The sequence below is a fragment of the Salipiger abyssi genome (assembly GCF_017311415.1).
Taxonomy (GTDB): domain Bacteria; phylum Pseudomonadota; class Alphaproteobacteria; order Rhodobacterales; family Rhodobacteraceae; genus Salipiger; species Salipiger abyssi_A.
Genome location: NZ_JAEKIS010000012.1, coordinates 11,214 through 30,091, shown reverse-complemented (window position 1 = coordinate 30,091; position 18,878 = coordinate 11,214). Strand labels below are relative to the sequence as shown.

The 18,878-nt window shown below is 65.6% G+C and carries 18 protein-coding genes, 1 tRNA gene and 1 pseudogene; 9 read left to right on the top strand and 11 right to left on the bottom strand.

Going from position 1 to position 18,878, the window contains the following annotated elements; genetic code table 11:
• Positions 1–21 precede the first annotated feature (21 nt).
• The gene (locus I6N89_RS16375) at positions 22–1,224 is read left to right on the top strand and encodes an OpgC family protein (RefSeq protein WP_268957355.1); all 1,203 of its coding nucleotides are present in this window, start codon (positions 22–24) and stop codon (positions 1,222–1,224) included.
• Here I6N89_RS16375 and I6N89_RS16370 read toward each other — a convergent pair.
• The gene (locus tag I6N89_RS16370) at positions 1,215–2,309 is read right to left on the bottom strand and encodes a methylglyoxal synthase (RefSeq protein ID WP_207019494.1); all 1,095 of its coding nucleotides are present in this window, start codon (positions 2,307–2,309) and stop codon (positions 1,215–1,217) included. The two genes, I6N89_RS16375 and I6N89_RS16370, sit on opposite strands and share 10 nt — an antisense overlap.
• A 222-nt stretch (positions 2,310–2,531) precedes the next feature.
• Here I6N89_RS16370 and I6N89_RS16365 point away from each other — a divergent pair.
• The 5 genes and pseudogenes from I6N89_RS16365 to I6N89_RS25510 form a co-directional block, all read left to right on the top strand.
• Positions 2,532–2,605 (top strand) — tRNA-Gly (locus I6N89_RS16365).
• Positions 2,606–2,766: 161 nt separating this feature from the next.
• On the top strand, positions 2,767–4,566 hold the full coding sequence (locus tag I6N89_RS16360) for an ABC transporter transmembrane domain-containing protein (RefSeq protein WP_207019493.1): 1,800 nt from the start codon (positions 2,767–2,769) through the stop codon (positions 4,564–4,566).
• 105 nt (positions 4,567–4,671) lie between these two features.
• Positions 4,672–4,971 (top strand): hypothetical protein, encoded by a 300-nt coding sequence (locus I6N89_RS16355; RefSeq protein WP_207019492.1) that lies wholly within the window; start codon positions 4,672–4,674, stop codon positions 4,969–4,971.
• A gap of 92 nt (positions 4,972–5,063) precedes the next feature.
• Entirely contained in the window at positions 5,064–5,228 is a 165-nt protein-coding gene (locus I6N89_RS25830) for a 2Fe-2S iron-sulfur cluster-binding protein (RefSeq protein WP_419247627.1), read from the top strand.
• A 30-nt stretch (positions 5,229–5,258) separates the two neighbouring features.
• Positions 5,259–5,687 (top strand): annotated as a pseudogene (locus I6N89_RS25510) (formyltransferase family protein); the annotation flags it as partial.
• A gap of 77 nt (positions 5,688–5,764) precedes the next feature.
• Here the strand turns inward: I6N89_RS25510 and I6N89_RS16345 are convergent.
• From I6N89_RS16345 to I6N89_RS16300, 10 genes are all read right to left on the bottom strand, one after another.
• Positions 5,765–6,532, bottom strand: a complete 768-nt coding sequence (locus tag I6N89_RS16345) for an SURF1 family protein (RefSeq protein WP_207019490.1) — start codon at positions 6,530–6,532, stop codon at positions 5,765–5,767.
• Positions 6,529–6,909 carry a cytochrome o ubiquinol oxidase subunit IV gene (cyoD, locus tag I6N89_RS16340; protein ID WP_207019489.1) on the bottom strand — a complete coding sequence of 127 codons (381 nt, stop codon included), beginning with the start codon at positions 6,907–6,909 and terminating at the stop codon, positions 6,529–6,531. Before cyoD ends, I6N89_RS16345 begins: the two co-directional genes overlap by 4 nt.
• Entirely contained in the window at positions 6,909–7,550 is a 642-nt protein-coding gene (cyoC, locus tag I6N89_RS16335; protein WP_207019488.1) for a cytochrome o ubiquinol oxidase subunit III, read from the bottom strand. Before cyoC ends, cyoD begins: the two co-directional genes overlap by 1 nt.
• Entirely contained in the window at positions 7,547–9,535 is a 1,989-nt protein-coding gene (cyoB, locus tag I6N89_RS16330; protein WP_328805895.1) for a cytochrome o ubiquinol oxidase subunit I, read from the bottom strand. The genes cyoC and cyoB overlap by 4 nt, the downstream gene beginning before the upstream one ends.
• The gene (cyoA, locus tag I6N89_RS16325) at positions 9,525–10,619 is read right to left on the bottom strand and encodes a ubiquinol oxidase subunit II (protein ID WP_207019487.1); all 1,095 of its coding nucleotides are present in this window, start codon (positions 10,617–10,619) and stop codon (positions 9,525–9,527) included. The genes cyoB and cyoA overlap by 11 nt, the downstream gene beginning before the upstream one ends.
• Before the next feature lie 355 nt (positions 10,620–10,974).
• Positions 10,975–11,631 (bottom strand): aspartate/glutamate racemase family protein, encoded by a 657-nt coding sequence (locus tag I6N89_RS16320; RefSeq protein ID WP_207019486.1) that lies wholly within the window; start codon positions 11,629–11,631, stop codon positions 10,975–10,977.
• On the bottom strand, positions 11,628–12,464 hold the full coding sequence (locus tag I6N89_RS16315; protein WP_207019485.1) for an ABC transporter permease: 837 nt from the start codon (positions 12,462–12,464) through the stop codon (positions 11,628–11,630). Before I6N89_RS16315 ends, I6N89_RS16320 begins: the two co-directional genes overlap by 4 nt.
• Positions 12,465–12,467: 3 nt before the next feature.
• The gene (locus tag I6N89_RS16310) at positions 12,468–13,322 is read right to left on the bottom strand and encodes an ABC transporter permease (RefSeq protein ID WP_207019484.1); all 855 of its coding nucleotides are present in this window, start codon (positions 13,320–13,322) and stop codon (positions 12,468–12,470) included.
• 108 nt (positions 13,323–13,430) lie between these two features.
• Positions 13,431–14,696 carry an ABC transporter substrate-binding protein gene (locus I6N89_RS16305; protein ID WP_207019483.1) on the bottom strand — a complete coding sequence of 422 codons (1,266 nt, stop codon included), beginning with the start codon at positions 14,694–14,696 and terminating at the stop codon, positions 13,431–13,433.
• 55 nt (positions 14,697–14,751) lie between these two features.
• Positions 14,752–15,723: an ABC transporter ATP-binding protein gene (locus tag I6N89_RS16300; protein WP_207019482.1), complete on the bottom strand. Its 972-nt coding sequence runs from the start codon at positions 15,721–15,723 to the stop codon at positions 14,752–14,754.
• Between the two features lie 246 nt (positions 15,724–15,969).
• Here I6N89_RS16300 and I6N89_RS16295 point away from each other — a divergent pair, with 246 nt between their 5' ends.
• The 3 genes from I6N89_RS16295 (at position 15,970) to I6N89_RS16285 (ending at position 18,875) form a co-directional block, all read left to right on the top strand.
• Positions 15,970–16,659, top strand: a complete 690-nt coding sequence (locus I6N89_RS16295) for a GntR family transcriptional regulator (protein WP_207019481.1) — start codon at positions 15,970–15,972, stop codon at positions 16,657–16,659.
• A 207-nt stretch (positions 16,660–16,866) separates the two neighbouring features.
• Entirely contained in the window at positions 16,867–17,838 is a 972-nt protein-coding gene (locus tag I6N89_RS16290; RefSeq protein ID WP_207019480.1) for a LacI family DNA-binding transcriptional regulator, read from the top strand.
• Positions 17,835–18,875: an ABC transporter substrate-binding protein gene (locus tag I6N89_RS16285; protein WP_207019479.1), complete on the top strand. Its 1,041-nt coding sequence runs from the start codon at positions 17,835–17,837 to the stop codon at positions 18,873–18,875. Before I6N89_RS16290 ends, I6N89_RS16285 begins: the two co-directional genes overlap by 4 nt.
• The last annotated feature ends 3 nt before the right edge of the window (positions 18,876–18,878 follow it).

Genomic DNA, 18,878 nt, shown 5'->3' with positions numbered 1-18,878 from the left:
CCCCAGCGAGGAGCCAAAGAGCTGACCCAGCCACACGCCCCTGCCAGCGCCGCGAAAGCGCGCCAGCCAAGGGATCCGCGCCTTGATTTCTTCCGGGGCCTGAGCCTCGCGATGATCTATATAAACCACGTCCCGGGCACGATCTTCGAACATATCACTTCGCGCAATTTCGGGCTTTCGGACGCCGCCGAGGGCTTTGTCTTCATGTCCGGCTGCGCCGTGGCGCTGGCCTATGGGCCGCGCCTCGCCGGGGGCATATCGCGCGGCGCGGTGCGTCTGGCCTGGATGCGCGCCTGGACGCTCTACCGGGTGCATATCCTGACCACGCTGCTGGCGATCGTGATCGTCGGCGCGGGCGTGCTGTGGACCGGCGAGACCGAGCTGCTGCGGCCCAACTCCTTCTACATGCTCTGGGAGGATCCGCTGACCGTAGGGTTCGGCCTCGTCTCGCTGGGCCACCAGTTCGGCTATATCAACATCCTGCCGATGTATGGCGCGCTGATGCTTGCCGCGCCGTTTCTGGTGCGGCTGGGGCAGCGCCGCCCGCTGGGGTTGCTGGCGCTGAGCGTGGCGATCTGGGTTCTGAGCGCGCTCTTTCGCATCGATCTGCCGAATTACCCGCTGCCCGGCGGCTGGTTCTTCAACCCGTTTTCCTGGCAGCTGCTGTTCTCGCTCGGCATCCTGACCGGGCTGGCGCTGCGCGACGGGCGGCGCTTTGTGCCCGCTTCGCGCTGGCTGCTGGCGCTCGCGCTCTTCGCGCTGGTCTACGCCCTCGTCTGGGTCAAGCACCCGCCGCTGATGTCGACGATGAACCAGAGCCTCTCCTGGCTCTATCATCAGGGCGTGTCCTTCCTCTTCGTCGCCTTCGACAAGACCTATGTCTCGGCGCCGCGCCTGCTGCATTTCCTCGCGCTGGCCTATGCGCTGTCCTGGCCCGGGCTGATCCCGGCGCTCACCGCCTCGCGCGTCGCTGCGCCGGTGCGGCTCCTGGGCCGCTATGCGCTCTGGGTCTTTGCCACCGGCACCGTGCTCTCCATCGCAGCACAGGTGGTCAAGGCGCTGCACCCGGCGGGGCTGGTGCAGGACATGGTGCTGATCCTCGGCGGGCTGGCGCTGCAATATGCGGTCGCACACTGGCGGAGCCGCCAGGCGAAACCGCGTCCGGTATCGGCGCCGGAAGCGGCCACAGCGAACGCGCCGCCGCGGCTTCAGACTCAGCGATGAGCGTCGGGCGTGCCGCCCTGCACGCTCAGGAGTGCGGTGGCGATCATATCGGCGGCGGAAGGCCCGAGTGCCAGCGGCGTATCGTGCAGAACCGCCAGCCGCGTCAGCGCCTGAAGATCCGCCTCGCCGCCATGCGGCACGGTGGGATCCGCGAAGAAGATCACCGCATCCAGCTCGCCGGTCGCGATGAGCGCCCCGAGCTGCTGATCGCCGCCGCGTGAGCCGCGCTGCAAGCGGCGCAGGCTGAGCTGGGGCGCCGCCTCGGCGATCATCCGTCCGGTGCCGCCGGTACAGACCAGCCGGTGCCCCTCGAGCGCGGCGGCGTGGCGCGTCACCCAGGCCCGCAGATGCGCCTTGCGGGTGTCATGTGCCGCCAGCGCGATCCGCCGCGGCGCCGTCGATCGCGCACGGGCGCGCGAGGTCATGCCGAGAATCGCCCGCACCTGCGCGGCAAATCCCGGCCCCTCGGCGGGAAAGACGCCGGCCAGCGCGGCTGTGCCGACGGTGAAGCCGGACGCGCCCGCCTCGGCCGCGGCGAGAATGCGCGACTCGCTGTCGATGCTGCCCGCCATGATCACCGGCTTGCCCACTGCCGCGCAGACGTCGCGCATCAGCGCGGGCACCTCTCCGGCGAACCGGTAGGCCAGCAGATCAAGCCCGTGCACATGCTCCAGATCGGCAAGACGGCGGGCGGAGTCCACCACCGCGCCGCCAGGCCCTTCGAGCACGCTGGGATGTCCGGTGATCTGCCCGGCGAAAGGATAGTAGCGCAGCGGGTGGTCGCGGGTGACCTGCGTCACCGCCTGCGGGCGCGTGCCCCCAAGCAGACAATCCACATCCAGCTCCCCCGCCGCGCGGGCCGAGGCGAGCTCGCTCGCCTCGTCAAGGCTCACCACCTCGAGATAGGACCGCCCGCCGGCGGCGCGGATGGCATCGGCGAGCCGCTTCAGATCGGCGAAGGGCAGGCCCACATCCTTGAAGCCGATATGGCGCACCCCGCCTTCCAGCGCCTCGTCGATCCGCGCCCGGGCGTCGGGGATCGTCCGGTCGTTTTCGGTGAGCATCAGAATGAAATCGAAGGCCATGGGCGGGATCTTTGCTGTCTCGGGTCTGGGATCGGACCGGGGGTCGCGCCACAGGCAGCACGCGCCACCCGTTCAGGCGAGCGTAACGCCCGGGCCGAGCAAGCAGAAGCAAAACTTTCGCGCCGGATCGCGGGGCATTCCGCGGCTTACGGGAACGGACGGTTTGCGGAAACATCCCGCTTGACCCTCGGAACCCCATGTTCTAGGCATTCTCACCGCTGAGCGGGCGTTGTGTAATGGTAAGACCCTTGCCTTCCAAGCAAGAGATACGGGTTCGATTCCCGTCGCCCGCTCCACCATCTCCCTCCCGACGCACCCTCCGGAAACCCCTGGCAACCAGCGCACGATGCGGCGAAATCGCCGGTTTCTTTGCGCCTGGCCGTCAAATGCCGCGACGGGCCGCTTGATTCCTGCGCCGGGCATGGCAAAACACCCCGGCCACAGCACAGGAGGGGGCATGGCACGAGCAAACCCGGCATCCGCAACGGCGGAGGAGCGCGCAAAATCCCGAAAACTCGGCTCGCTTGCGGCCCTTTGGCCGTTCATGCTGCCCTATAAGGGGATGATGCTGGCGGCGGTGCTGGCACTGATGGCCACGGCGGCGGTGTCGCTGACGCTGCCCATGGCGGTGCGCCGGGTGGTAGACAATTTCAGCGTCGAGGACGGCGCTCTGCTCGACTACTACTTCCTCGCCGCGCTCGGCATCGCCGGGCTGCTCGCCCTCGGCACGGCACTGCGTTATGCGCTGGTGACCCGGCTGGGCGAGCGCGTGGTGGCCGATATCCGCAAGGCGGTGTTCGACCGGGTGATCGGCCTCTCGCCGGTGTTCTACGAAAAGGTCATGACCGGCGAGGTGCTGAGCCGCATTACCACCGACACCACGCTGATCCAGTCGGTGATCGGCTCCTCGGTGTCGATCGCGCTGCGCAATATCCTGATGATGGCCGGAGGGCTGGCGCTGATGCTGCTGACCTCGGCCAAGCTCACCGGGCTGGTGCTGCTGCTGGTGCCGGTGGTGATCGTGCCGATCCTCACGCTGGGCCGCAGGCTGCGCAAGCTCAGCCGCGAGAATCAGGACTGGATCGCCGCCTCCTCGGGCAACGCTGCCGAAGCGCTCTCGGCGGTGCAGACGGTGCAGGCCTTTACCCACGAGACGATCTCGCGCAACGCCTTTGGCGAGGTGACGGAAAAGAGCTTTGACGCGGCGCGGCGGCGGATCTGGGTGCGGGCACTGATGACCGCCATCGTGATCTTTCTGGTCTTTACCGGCGTCGTCGGCGTGCTCTGGATGGGCGCCTGGGACGTGCGCGCGGGCGAGATGAGCGCCGGCGCGCTGGTGCAGTTCGTGATCTATTCGGTGATGGTCGCGGGCGCGGTCGCCGCCCTGTCGGAGATCTTCGGCGAGTTGCAGCGGGCAGCGGGCGCCACCGAGCGGCTGGTCGAGCTGCTTTCGGCGGAGGATTCGGTGACAGACCCCGAGGCCCCGAAGTCGCTGGCCGCGCCGGTCAAAGGCGCCATCGGTTTCGAGCATGTGCGCTTTTCCTACCCCTCGCGCCCCGAGGTGTCTGCGCTCGACGATATCGACCTCGCGATCCGTCCTGGCGAGACCGTGGCGCTTGTCGGCCCCTCCGGCGCCGGCAAGACCACCATCGTGCAGCTGATCCAGCGCTTCTACGATCCGGATGCGGGGCGCGTGACCCTCGACGGCGTCGCGCTGGACGAGATGACGCGCGACGCCTTCCGCCAGCATATCGCGCTGGTGCCACAGGATCCGGTGATCTTCGCCGCCTCGGCACGCGAGAACATCCGCTTCGGCCGCCCCGATGCCAGTGATGTCGAGATCGAGGCGGCGGCCAAGGCGGCGGCGGCGCATGGTTTCATCTCCGCCCTGCCCGAAGGCTACGACACCTATCTGGGCGAGCGCGGCGTGATGCTTTCGGGCGGGCAGAAGCAACGCATCGCCATCGCCCGGGCGATCCTGCGCGATGCGCCGGTGCTGCTGCTCGACGAGGCGACCTCGGCGCTGGATGCGGAAAGCGAGCGCGCGGTTCAGGCGGCGGTGGACAGACTGGCAGAGGGCCGCACCACCATCATCGTCGCCCACCGGCTGGCCACGGTCAAAAAGGCCGACCGCATCTTGGTCATGGAGCAGGGCCGAATCGTGGCGCAGGGCTCGCATGATGCGCTGGTGGCCGAGGGTGGGCTCTATGCCCGGCTGGCGCGGCTGCAATTCACCGACGGCATCGCCGCCGAGTGACGCCGTTGTCCCGCTGATGTGATGGCCCGCGCCATCGCGTCGCTTTGAGTGACGTCCGGAAATCTGCTATTCTCCTCCAACAGACCTGTTTCTGCGGAGGAGAAGATGCAGTCTGAACTGAAAACGCGGCGGCGCCTGTTGCGGCTGACCTATCGCCGGTATCTCGAGGCAGACCGGGCATGGACGCTGGCGCTCGGCGAGATGACCCGATGGTTTCCCGCATCCGCCCGCCCCTACCGCGCCTCGATGGGCAATCCCGGTTCGCACATCCGGCAGCTCTATGAAAACCGCGCACGCGCGATCCTGCAACTCCAGGCGGCGCGCGACAAGCTGGAGGTCGCAAAGCGGCGTCTGGCGGAGAGGCAGCGGCGCGGCGCCGCAAGGGTCGTCTTTCTGGCCTGCTGAGGAGTCTGCGCGCCTCAGAACACTGACCCGGCGCGGCGCACCCGTCGCGGCGCCGGGTGATAGCGTTGCGGACAAGCCTCTGAAAACGCGGCCTGAGTCGCAAGACGCTTTCCTTCACATTCGACGATAGGAGTTATCGCGACCATCCCAGCACGACGCCGGCTTCGGCGCTGCTGGCCAACGGCGTACGGCATCGCCTCATCCATGCCGGGTTGTACCCTGGCGGAAGCCCCCGGACTCGGTCTCGCATGCGCTGACGCCGGCCGCACACCGACTGGAGGCAGCGGATGAGCAAGATCGTCCTCACCCCGACCCGCGGCATCGTGGCCGCGATTGCGGCGTTCCTCGCCGGGCAGGTCTGCAACGCCACCGCCCGTGCCCGATTCAAAGATTTCGAGACCGCGAAGAATACCGGCATGGACTACCGGAAGGGGGTGGTGGAGACCGGCGCCGAGCTGATGGTTCCGGCGCGCTGCATGCAGCCCCTCGGCGACGAAATGCGCCAGAAGATGTCGGGGCGGATCATCACTATCCACTCGGCCTTCCTGCCGAGCTTCAAGGGGGCCGCCCTCTACAAGAAGGCGTTCGAGCGTAGGGTGAAACTGATCGGGGCGATATCGCATTACCTGATCGCGGGTCTCGCCGAAGGCCCCATCATCGAGCAGGACAGGGTGCTGCGTATGACGCAGGCGCAATCGCCCGGCTCCTACGTGTCGGAACGGATTCGAGTATTTGCAGAAAGATGAAGATACGATCGCGGCACTCATATGGGTGCCAAGCCCGATGTCTTCGGTCAGGTGTCGGACGGGCACCGCACGTCCTGACGGAGCAGGAGGGCGAAGCCCGCGAGCGTCAGCGCGGCGAGGGCGAACCAGGTCAGCGCGTAGCTGAGATGGGCGTTGCGAAAGCGCACGACCGTCTGCCCGCCGCGCGGCCAGCGCTGCGGATCGCCGAGCTCGGCATCGACGAAATAGGGGGCGGCGGTCGCGAAACCCTTCGCCTGGGTGATCGAGTCGATGTCGCGGCGATACCAGCGCTGGTTCTCGGGATCGTTGGCGCGCGAGAAGAGCCAGCCCTCATCCTCGGAGATCCGCAGCAGGCCGGTGACGGTCACGCGGCCCGCGTCGCGGTCGAACTGCCCCGCCTCGGCGAGCGCCTGCGGCACCAGCCCGCGATTGACCATGACGATGCTGCCGTCGTCGCGCCGCAGCGGCGTCAGCACCCAGTCGGCAGGGCCGTAATCTGACGGGGTGTAGATCAGCACCTCCTCATCGTTGAGAAAGCGCCCGGAGAGGGTGACCCGGCGGTATTCGTCGCGCGCCGCCTTGATACCCGGCCAGTTGTCTGGACCGGGCGCCGCCACCGGGGCGGCATGGACACGGGCGTCGACCCGCTCGATCAGGTCGCGCTTCCAGTGCAGGCGGCGGATCTGCCAGATGCCAAGCCCCGAGAACCCCGCGAAGAGCAGCGCGGCGACCAGCCCGGCGAGGATCAGGCGCGCCCCAACCCGGGTGTGCGCCGGGGCCCCGGAGGGCCCCGTTCCGGAGAGGGGGGCGCTCATCCCTCCTGCGCCTGAAGGCTCTTCATCTGCTCGATCTGCCGATGCATCTCGGGCATCGGCATCATGTTCTCGTTCATATTGTGCATGACCCAGAGCGAGCCGGCGAGCACGATGGCGAGGATGATCACCGCGAAGATGCTGGCGGACAGAGTCCAGCCTTCCTCGGACGAGCGGCTGAGATGCAGGAAATAGACCAGATGCACGAGGATCTGCACCGCGCCCAGCCCCATGATGATGCCCACAAGCGTGCTGCGGCTTATCCCGACCTCGCCCATGACGAGACCGAAGGGAATGATGGTCAGCAGCGCCGCGAGGCCAAAGCCGATCATCAGCTGCCCCATGGTGCCGTGCGATGCGGTATGCGTGTGTGACGACATCAGACCAGCCTCACCAGATAGACAAAGGAAAACACGCCGATCCAGACCAGATCGAGGAAGTGCCAGAACATCGAGAGCGTCGACAGGCGGCGCATATTGGCCTCGATCAGCCCGTGCATGCGGATCTGCGCCATCAGCGTGACCAGCCAGATGATCCCGCCCGTGACGTGCAGCCCGTGCGTGGCCACCAGCGCAAAGAAGGACGACAGGAAGGCGGAGCGGTCCGGCCCGGCGCCGATATGGACCAGGTGGCGGAACTCGTAAAGCTCCATGCCGATGAAGCCCGCGCCAAAGAGCCCGGTCACCGCCAGCCACATCAGCGTCGTGTCGCGCCGGCCCTTTTCGGCCTGCAACATCGCCACGCCGAAGGTGACGGAGGAGATCAGCAGCAGCGCGGTTTCGATGGCGACGAAGCCCGGCTCGAACAGATCCTTGGGCGCGGGCCCGCCGGCATAACTGCCGCCGAGCACCGCATAGGTGGCAAAGAGCGCCCCGAAGATGATGCAGTCGCTCATCAGGTAGATCCAGAACCCGATGGGGGTCGGGCTGGCGTGGTGATGCTCGGCCCCGTCATGGCCCACCGCATGGGCGTGGGGCGCAGGCCCGTCGGGCAGAGCAAGCTCGGCGTCGCGCGGGGTCATGCGGCCGCTCCTTTCAGTTCGGTGGCGGTCACCTCATCGCTGGGGATGTGGTAATCGCGGTTGTAGTTGAAGGTGTGGGCGATGCCCAAAGCCAGCATCGCGGCAAAGCTCAGGAGCGCGAGCCACCAGATGTACCAGACCATGGCAAAGCCAAAGACCAGCGCGGCGGCAGAGATCAGCGCGCCGGTCGCGGTGTTTTTGGGCATATGGATCGGGCGGTAATGCCCGGACCATTTGAAGCCGGTCTGCTTCATGTGCCAGAAGGCCTCGCGCCCGACGATCCGGATGTCTTCGGGGAAGTTGTAGGGCGCCGGCGGCGATTGCGTGGCCCATTCCAGCGTGCGCGCATCCCAGGGGTCGCGGCCGCAGGCCAGCCGCTTGCGGTCGCGGATCGAGACGTAGAAGCCGGCGAAGGTCGACAGGATGCCCAGCAGGATCAGCACCGCGCCAAAGGCCGCGACGATGAAATAGGGCTGCCAGCCGGCATCGGGATAGGCGTTCATCCGGCGCGTGACCCCCATCAGCCCCAGCGCGTAGAGCGGCATGAAGGCAAAGTAGAAGCCTACGAACCAGAACCAGAAGCTGCGCCGCCCCCAGGTGTCGTCGAGCCGGAAGCCGAAGGCCTTGGGCCACCAGTAGGTGACGGCGGCATAGACCGCAAAGACCACCCCGCCGATGATCACATTGTGGAAATGCGCGATCAGGAACAGCGTGTTGTGGAGCTGGAAATCGACCGGCGGCACCGCCAGCAGAACCCCGGACATGCCGCCGATGGTGAAGGTCACGAGAAAGCCGATCACCCAGAGCATCGGCACTTCGAGCCGCACCCGGCCCTTGTACATGGTGAAGAGCCAGTTGAAGATCTTCACCCCCGTGGGCACAGCGATGATCATCGTGGTGATGCCGAAGAAGGTGTTCACGCTGGCGCCCGAGCCCATGGTGAAGAAGTGGTGCAACCAGACGACAAAGCTCAGAACCATGATACAGGCGGTGGCCCAGACCATCGTGCGGTAGCCAAAGATCGGCTTGCCCGAGAAGGTCGCCACGATCTCGGAGATGACGCCGAAACAGGGGATGATGAGGATATAGACCTCCGGGTGACCCCAGACCCAGATCAGGTTGATATACATCATCGGGTTCCCGCCAAAGTCATTGGTGAAAAAGCGGAAATCGAGATAACGATCGAGCGTGAGCAGAGCCAGCGTGGCGGTCAGCACCGGAAAGGCGGCGACGATCAGCACGTTGGTGATGAGCGAGGTCCAGGCAAAGATCGGCATGTCCATGAGCTTCATGCCCGGCGCGCGCATCTTGAGCACCGTGGCGATCATGTTGATGCCGGAAAGCGTGGTGCCCACGCCGGCGATCTGCAACGCCCAGAGATAGTAATCCATCCCCGGCCCGGTGCTGTAACTCGCTCCCGACAAGGGTGGAAAGGCAAGCCAGCCGACCCGCGCGAACTCGCCGATGAAAAGCGAGATATTGACCAGCAGCGCGCCCGCGACGGTCATCCAGAACGAGAAGTTGTTGAGGAAGGGAAAGGCCACGTCGCGCGCGCCGATCTGGAGCGGCATGACATAGTTCATCAGCCCGGTGACAAAGGCCATTGCGACGAAAAAGATCATGATCACGCCATGGGCGGTAAAGACCTGATCGTAATGGTGCGGCGGCAGATAGCCCTCGACCCCGCCGGCGGCCATGGCCTGCTGAAGCCGCATCATAAGCGCGTCGGCAAAACCGCGCACCATCATGACGAAACCCAGGATCATGTACATAATGCCGATCTTCTTGTGATCGACGGTGGTCACCCAGTTCCGCCAGAGCGGCCCCCAGAGGCGGAAATAGCTCATCAGAGCCAGCACCAGCAGCCCGCCGAGCACAACGCCGGCAAAGGTGCCGACAAGGATCGGCTCGTGATAGGGGATCCAGTCGAGCGTCAGGCGCCCGAAGATCGGCGACAGACTCGGTTGTGCGGTCTCAGTTAACATGAATGCTGTCCTCCTGGCCGTCCACGCCGGGGCCGCAGATCAGGCCGGGCACGGTCAGCAGCGCCTCTTCTCGGGCGCTCTCGTGATGGGAAGTCGCTGCCGGTTCCGGCAGGGTGATGGGGGCGCCGAACCCGTCGATGGCGCGGGCGCGGTCATGGCTGTAGGCGGCTGCATCGCCGATGCCCTCCAGCCCGCCGCCGCCCATGCTGTCGGACATCATCATGTCTTTCATGCAGACCTTTCCGGCCTCGACGCAGAGATTGACGATGCGGTCGAAAAGCCCGTCCTCGACGGAGGCGAAATAGCTGACCGGCGCGTCGATGGAGGGCTTTTCCAGCGCCAGATAGCTGTCGCGGTCAAGCGGCGTGCCCGTCTCGCGCAGCCCGGCGACCCAAGTCTCGAAATCGTCGTCACTGAGCGCCTTTGTCTCGAACACCATGTCCGAGAACCCGGGGCCCGAGTAATGCGCCGACCGGCCCTGGAACGTGCCCTCGCTGTCGGCGATCAGGTGCAGCTTGGTCTCCATCCCCGCCATGGAATAGACCATGCCGCCCAGCGCCGGGATCGACAGCGTGTTCATCACGGTCGACGAGGTCAGGCTGAAATTCACCGGACGCCCGGCCGGAATCGCCAGCTCATTGACCGAGGCCACGCCCAGTTCGGGGTAGATAAAGAGCCATTTCCAGTCGAGCGAGACCGCCTGCACCTCGACGGGCGCGCCGGCTTCGAGATGATCGAGCGGGCGATAGGGGTCGAGCCGGTGGGTATAGACATAGGTGTACCAGCCCAGCGCCGCGACGATCAGCACCGGAACGCCCCAGACCACCGCTTCGAGCTTGTTGGAATGCTCGAAACTCGGGTCGTAATCGGAGATATCGCTGCGGTCGGCGCGGTATCTCAGCGGGAAATAGACGGCCATGAACAGGACCGGAACAATGACGATCAGCATGAGAAGGGTCGAGATGATCAGCAGGTTGCGTTCCTGCCCGCCGACCCAGCCCTGCGGCGACAGAACATCGTAGCGGCATCCGGAGAGCGCAAGTGCACCCCCCGCTGCCAGCAGCGGTTTTCTTAGATATATCAAGCGTATGCCTCTTTCGTGTCCGACAGGCTGCGGGTGTCGACGAAGGGCACGGGCAGTCCGGAACGTTGGTTCGCAGGCAAGGGCCTAGACCTCACGCCGGCGCACATCGCTGCGACAAATCGACATGCGCCGGGAGAATTCCGGTTATCTCACAGATAGTTGAGCGGTTTTCACTCTCTCGTGCGCGTCGTGCGTCGCTAAAGATGCCGAATGCATACCTTTTAGGCAGCTTTTCCGATCCGCAGCGGCGGCCTGCCGCCCCCAAGAGGCCGAGTCGGCATGAAAAACGCCCCGCCGGAGCACCGGGCCGAGGCGTCTCGCTGCCGGTTTTTCGCGAAATTCCGCCCCGTCGCGGCTACCCCGCCATCCGCGCCAGCGCCGGCGCCAGCTGCGCCGAGGCCGCCACCCCGTCGATCAGCGGCAGCCCGCTGCGCGCGGCAAGATCGTCGCGCAGCGCCGCCATGCCGGCGCAACCGAGGATCGCCGCCGTCGCGCCGTCCGCGCGCCCCGCTTCGCCGATCTCTTCGGCGATGCGGCGGCGCGTCGCTTCGCTGCCCGCCTCGACCGTCAGCACCGGCAGCCCGCTCGCCCGCACCGAGACACAGTTGCCGCCGAACCCCGAGGCTGCCACATTGCCCTCGATCACCGGCACGGAGACCGCGAGCGTGGTGATCACCGAGAACCGATGCCCCAGCAGCGTCGCCGAGACATAGGCCGACTGGCCGATCCCGATCACCGGGCACGGCGCCCGCGCGCGCAGCTCCGCCAGCCCGGTATCGTCGAAACAGGCGATCACGATAGCATCGGCCCCGGCCTCAACCGCCTCGAGCAGCAGCGCCAGAAGCCCCGGAACGGCGGCATCGCCGTCCTGTGGCCCCTCGATTGCGGGCGGCCCGCCGGCATTGGTCCAGCCGAGGATATCGGCCTGCGGATTGGCCCGGCGCGCCACCGCCACCAGACTCTCGGTCATCGCGGCGGTGGAATTCGGGTTAAGATAGACGATCCGGGTCATACGCCCTTGCCCGCGTCCGAGCCGAGCCGCGCCCGCCGCCGCCCGAGGATCACCACCGTACCCATGAATACAGCGATGATCAGGAAAGAGAACAACGTCGTCAGCGTGCCCAGCGCATAGATCACCGGCGTGGTCACATTGGTGGTCATGCCAAAGATCTCCAGCGGCAGCGTGTTGTAGCTGCCCGCCGTCAGCAGGGTGCGCGCGAACTCGTCATAGCTCAGCGTAAAGCCGAAGAGCGCCACACCGATCAGCGAGGGCGCGATGATCGGCAGCACCACATAGGCGATGGTCTGCCAGGCCGTCGCCCCCTGATCGCGCGCGGCCTCCTCGTAGCTCTTGTCGAAGCGGTTGAAGACCGCGAACATGATCAGCAGGCCGAAGGGCAGCGTCCAGGTGAGCTGCGAGCCGAAACCGCTCGTCGCCCAGTGGATCTTGAACCCGAGCTGGTTGAAGATCAGCCCCACCCCCAGCGAGATCAGGATCGACGGGATCACCAGCGAGGCGATGATCAGGTAAAACAGCAGCCCCGAGCCGGCAAAGCGCTTGCGGAACGCGAGCCCGCCCATGACCGAGATCACGACCGTGGTCACCATCACCATGAGCCCCAGCGCCAGGCTGCGGCGGAAGGCGCCCCAGATATCGCCCACCGCCTGCTCTTCGAAAAGATCGCGGAACCAGTGCAGCGACACCCCGTTCATCGGAAAGGTCAGCCCGCCCTGCGGCCCCTGAAAGCTTAGGATGCCGATGGTGATCGTCGGCCCGTAGAGAAACAGGATGAACAGCGCGAAAAACGCGGTGAGCAGGTAGAAGGCGCGCGAACGTTGTTCCATGTCTCAGAGCTCCTTGCGGATATCGACGAAGCGCAGAAGGATGCCGATCACGATCAGCACGGTGCAGAGCAGCACCACGGCGGTAGCGGCGGCCGAGGGGTATTGCAGCAGCGCGATGTCGTTGGAAATGAGCCGCCCGACATTGGCCTTCTGGCTGCCGGACATGAAGCGCACGGTGATGAAATCCCCCATCGCCAGCGTCAGCACGAAAATCGTGCCGATCATGATGCCCGGCTTGGTCAGCGGCACGATCACATGCACCAGCGTCTGGAACCCGCTCGCCCCGTTGTCATAGGCCGCCTCGATCAGCGAACGGTCGATGCGCATCATGGTGTTGAAGATCGGCACCACCATGAACAGCGTATAAAGGTGGACAAAGGCCAGGATCACCGAGAAATCGCTGTAAAGCAGCCATTCCAGCGGCTCGTCGATCACCCCCATGTCGATCAGCGTGCTGTTGGCGATGCCATTGCGCCCCAGAAACGGAATCCACGAGATCATGCGGATGATGTTCGAAGTCCAGAACGGGATCGTGCAGAGCAGGAACAGCGCGATCTGTACCGTCTGGCTGCGGATGTGGAAGGCCAGGTAATAAGCGGCGGTGAAGCCGATCAGCAGGGTCAGCGCCCATGTGATCGCGGCGTATTTGAAGGTCGCGAGGAACACCTTGTAGGTCACCGGCGAGCCGAAGAGGAACTGGTAATTCTCCAGCGTGAAGGCGGGGATGATGGAAAACTCCGTCGCCCGCCAGAAACTTACGATGACGATGGCGACGATCGGCAGGATCAGAAAGCCGATCAGGACAAGGCTCAGCGGCGCGGCCTGTAGCCAGCCGGTCACGTGGCGGTTCTTCAGCATTGGGCGCGTCCCCGTCCTTTCTTCTCTTTGAAAATACGCAACTGCGGGGGGTTGCGGGGGGCGGCACGCCCCCCGCCGGTCGCCGCCGTCAGGCGGCGACATTCCGCCTCAGGACGCGATGAACTCGTTCCACTTACGCACCATGTACTGGTTCTCGTCCATGACGGCGTTCCAGCAGGCAACAGACCCCATCCGGTCGTAGAAGGAGCCGCCGTCGCGCACTTCGCCGGCCTGTGCCAGCACATCGCCGAAGGGCGAGGTGATCTCGGCCGTCGCTTCCTTGCCCTCGAACCAGTAGCCCCACTCGTTCTCGGACATGTAGTTCTTGGAGGTTTCCGGCACTGCCGAGTAATAACCCTGACGCATCAGGAACCCGCCGACCCAGCCGTCAAGATACCAGTTGATGTAGTCGTAAGCCGCATCCAGCTCCATGCCGGTCAGCGATTTCGACAGGCCGATGCCGCCGCCCCAGGAGCGATAGCCCTCTTCCAGCGGCTGGTAGACGCAGGGAATGCCGCGCGATTTCACCGCGGTGATCGCCGGCGACCACATCGACTGGATCACCACCTCGCCGGAGGCCATCAGATTGACGCTCTCGTCGAAGGTCTTCCAGAAGGCGCGGAACTGGCCGTTCTGCTTGGCTTCGGTGAAGATCGCAAAGGTCTTGTCGATCTCCTCGCGGGTCATGTTGCCCTTGTCGCCATAGGTGATCTCGCCCATGGATTCGCAGACCATCGCCATATCCATGATACCGATCGACGAAATGTCGAGGATCGAGGCCTTGCCCTTGAATTCCGGGTTCAGCAGCTCCGACCAGTTGGAGATCGGACGGCCGATCAGGTCGGGCCGGATGCCCAGCGTGTCGGCGTTGTAGATCGTTGGGATCAGCGTCATCCAGCCGGTTTCCTCATCGGCAAAGCTGGTGGCGCCGGGGCCGTCGACAAAGCCCACGCTATGCGGCGCGGTGCCCTGCGCGATGACCGACTCCGGCGTCAGCTTGCCGGAGCGGAAGATACCGACGATCTTGTCGTAATTGGCGATCTTCGAGGTATCCATCGCCTGAAGGTTGCCGGTCGGCCAGACCTTCTTGCAGATCCAGTATTCGATATCGGCGATGTCGAAACTGTCGGGCTGGGTGGCGGCGCGCTGGGTGACGCTGTCGGAATCGAGCGCGGTCATTTCCAGCGTGAAACCCAGATCCTCTTTCACTTTCTGTGCCACCTCGTTGAGGTTCGACACGCCGGTGCCGAACTGGCGCAACACGATGTTCTTGGTCTCCTGCGCCCAGAGCATCGGCGCGGGAAGCGCCGAGGCGGCAGCGGCGGCGGCCCCTCCCTTGAGCAGCGCGCGGCGGGTATATCCGACTTTGGCCATGGTAGTCCTCTCTCCGTTGGTCGTCGTTATCGGTGAATTGCGGGCGGAGTGCCCGTCAGGCTTCGAGGCGGTGCAGCCGCCCTTCTTCCCAGGCGAGGCTCACCGCGTCGCCCGGGCTCTTCGGATCGGAGAAAAAGCTCTCCTCGGGCACATAGGCGAGGATCTCCTCCTCCCCCATCGTCGCGGTGACCGCGACGTGATGGCCCTGATATTCCACCGTGCGCACCACCGCCGCATGCCCCTGCGGCGCCAGCCTCACCTCATCGGCGCGCAGCGCGTAGCGCGATCCGTTCAGTGACAGCACGTTGTGGCCACCCATGAAGCGCGCGACGAATTCGGTGCGGGGCGCCGCGAACACGTCGCGCGGGTGCCCCGCCTGCTCGATGACCGCGTTGTTCATCACCACGATCTGATCGGCGAGCGCCAGCGCCTCGTCCTGGCCGTGGGTGACATGGATGAAGGTGATGCCCAGCTCTCGCTGAAGCCGCTTCAGCTCGGCGCGCACGCGGATGCGCAGGAACGGGTCCAGCGCCGAGAGCGGCTCGTCGAGCAGCAGCACCCGCGGCTTGGTCACCAGCGCGCGCGCCAGCGCCACCCGCTGCTGCTGGCCGCCAGAGAGCTGCGCCGGCAGCCGCTGCGCCAGGTGCGACATGTCCACCAGCTCCAGCATCTCGTCGGCGGCGCGGTGGCGGGCCGGTTTGTCCTCGCCCTTCATGCGCAGCGAAAACGCCACGTTGTCGCGCACCGAAAGGTGCGGAAACAGCGCATAGCTCTGGAACATCATCGCCGTGCCGCGCCGTGCCGGCGGCAGCGGCGCGATGTTCTGGCCCTTCAGCAGGATCGCGCCCTCGCTGACACTCTCATGCCCCGCGATCATCCGCAGCGTCGTCGACTTGCCGCAGCCCGAGGGGCCGAGCAGGCAGACATAGGTGCCGTTGTTGAAGACGTGATTGATGTCGCGCACCGCGGCGGTGTCGCCATAGCGCTTGGTCAGGTGAACGAGTTCGAGATCATCTTCCGTGCGCATCGGCAGCTCCCTGTCGTGATTGCTCCGAGGCTGAGACGGAATTCTCTCAAAGATGAAACAGTTTCAGCCGCCGGACCGAAGCCATACCGGAAACGCCCACCATTTGGGCCGACGGAACCCCATTGCGCACAACATTGCACCTGAAATCGTATACAATCTTACGCACAATCCTGGAAACGCATGGCATAGCTTGAGAATCGCCCAGTAACGCGCATTGTTACCCGGTAACCGAGCAGGACGACGGCAATGGCGCGGGCAGCGCAAAAACGGGAAAGCGGCGACGAGAGGATCGTGGAGAGGCTGGCGACGGCCATTCACGAGCACCGGATCGCGCCTGGGATGAAGCTCAACGAGGACGAGGTCGGCGAGGTCTATGGCGTCAGCCGCACCGTGGTGCGCGCGGCGCTGCAAAGGCTCGCGCATATGCGTTTGGTGGATCTGCGGCGCAACCGCGGCGCCTTTGTCGCCCAGCCCACGGTCAAGGAGGCGCGCGAGGTCTTCGAGGCGCGCGCCCTGCTGGAGCCGCGCACCGCGCGCTCGGCCGCCGAGCGCATGACCGAGGCCGATATCGCCACGCTCCAAACCCATATCGACAACGAGCACCGCGCGCTCGATCTGGGCGATACCGGCCGCGCGCTGCATCTGTCGGGCATGTTCCATATCGAGATCGCGCGCATCGCAGATCAGGCAACCGTGGCCGAGTTCGTCACCCAGTTGGTTTCGCGCTCCTCGCTGATCATCGCGCTTTACTGGCAGCGCCGCGCGGCGCTCTGCGAGAGCCACGCCCACCATGCGCTGCTGCGCGCGCTGGCGAGCGGCGACGGCCCGCTGGCCGAGGATCTGATGAAGAGCCACCTACTCGACCTGCTCACCTCGCTCGACCTGCGCGACCGCGGCTCGGCGCCGCAATCGCTGAAAGAGGCGCTGTCTCACTAGCGAGCTCCCTCGCGCGCGCGAGTAAGCCACGTCGCTCTCCGGCCAGCTACCGGCGGGTCAGAACCGGCCTGTGCGATCAATTCGCGTGCAAACGATATCCGCATATCCGCGCCCAGCCGAAAATACCGGTGCCGCCACTTGACGCGACGCACCCTGTTCGCGCTGAATTTGCTTAATCGTTTAATCTTCTCGGGAGCCGAGTCGGACATGACACCCAAGCTGGAAGACATCGCGCGCGCCATGGGGGTCTCCAAGGCCACCGTGTCCAACGCGCTTTCCGGCAAGGGGCGCGTCTCCGAGGCGCTGAAAACCCGCATCCGCGACGAGGCCGCGCGACTGGGCTATGCTCCTTCGGTGCGGGCGCGGGCGCTGCGCACCGGGCGCAGCGGCGTGATCGGGCTGGTACTGCCGGACATTGCCAACCCGCTTTTTCCCGCGCTGGCGCAGTCCATCGAAGCGGCGGCGCAGGCGCGCGGGCTCGGCGTGCTCATCGCCGACAGCCGGGGCACCCGCGAGGCGCAGGATAAGGCGCTGCGCCGGCTGCTGCGGCAGGGCGCGGACGGGCTGGTTGTGGTACCCCGGCGCGGCACAAAGCTGCCGGAGCTCACCGTGCCGGTCGCGGTGATCGACGCCGCCTCCACCCCCGGCAACACCATCTCTGCCGATCACCGGCAGGGCGGCGCGCTGATTGCCGGACATCTGCGCAACTTCGGGCACAAGAACATCCTTATCGTCGGGCAAAGCCGCTCGTCCCGGGTACAGAGGGACCGCGTCGCCGGCATGACCGGCGCGCTCGGCAACGACATGAGCGCAAGGGTGCTCTGGCTGGAGGAGGAACCTCTTCCCTCGCCGCGCGACATCCTGGCGCAGGGCTTCACCGCGCTTGCCGCCACCTCGGACCTGATCGCGCTGCCGCTGCTGACGCGCTTGCAGGCCGCCGGGCTGAAGGTGCCGCAAGAGATCGCGGTAACCGGCTTCGACAATCACGCCTTCTCGGCGCTTGTGGCGCCGGGACTGACCACCGTCGCCCAGGATCTGGGCGCCATCGCCGAGGGCGCGCTGGCCAGTGTGCTGGCGCAGCTCGACGCCAACCCCGCGCCGCCGCCGCGCACCGTTCCGGTGACACTGCTGCCGCGCGGCACAACCATAAACCACCCCAACACGGAGACCTGCCCATGACCCGACGTCCCGCCAAGACCCGCCTTCTGGCGGCGGCGAGCCTGAGCGCGCTCGCCCTCGCTCCCGCGGCCCATGCCGCCGACAAGACACTGACCATATCGGTCTACAGCTTTGCCCAGGACGAGTTCAAAGAGATCGTCTACGATCCGTTCGAAGAGATCTGCGGCTGCGACATCGTCGTCGAGACCGGCAATTCCGTCGAGCGGCTGGCCAAGATCGAAGCCAACAAGGACGATCCGGTGATCGACATGGCGGTGCTCTCCACCCATGACGCCATGGGCGCCGCCCGCAAGGATCTGCTGCAACCGGTCGATGTGTCGAAACTGTCGAATTACGACAAGCTCTACGACATCGCCAAGGATCCTCTGGGCGATCATCTGGGCATTGGCTACACCTTTTATGCCACCTCCATCGTCTACCGCTCCGACAAGGTGACGGTGGAGAGCTGGGCCGACCTGATGTCGCCCGAGCTGGCGGGCAACGTGGCCTTTCCCGATGTCACCACCAACCAGGGCCCGCCGGCGCTCTACATGCTCGGCCAGGCGATGGGATCGGAAGGCTACGACCTGACCCCCGCCATCGAAGAGGTCGCCGCGCATGCGGACGATATCGTGACCTATTACGTGCGCTCCTCGCAGCTCGCCCAGCTCATGCAGCAGGAAGAGATCTGGGCCGCGCCGGTGGGCCGCTTTGCCTGGGGCCGGTTCAAGGACAATGGGCTGCCGATGGAATGGGCGACACCGAAAGAGGGCCAGACCGGCGGCATGAACGTCATGGTGATGACCGCCAATAACGGCAACGAGGATCTGGCGCTGCAATTCATGGACTTCTGGCTATCGACCGAGGTTCAGACCGCGCTGGCCGAGGCGCTGGTCGACAGCCCCGCCAATGCCGAGGTGGAGGTCTCAGACGAGGTGGCCGAGAACCTGACCTATGGTGCCGAGACCGTGGCCTCGCTCAAGCTGCTGCCGCCCGACGTGATCCTCGACAGCCGCGAAAGCTGGCTGGAGGAATGGAACGCCAAGGTGCTGAAGTAAGCT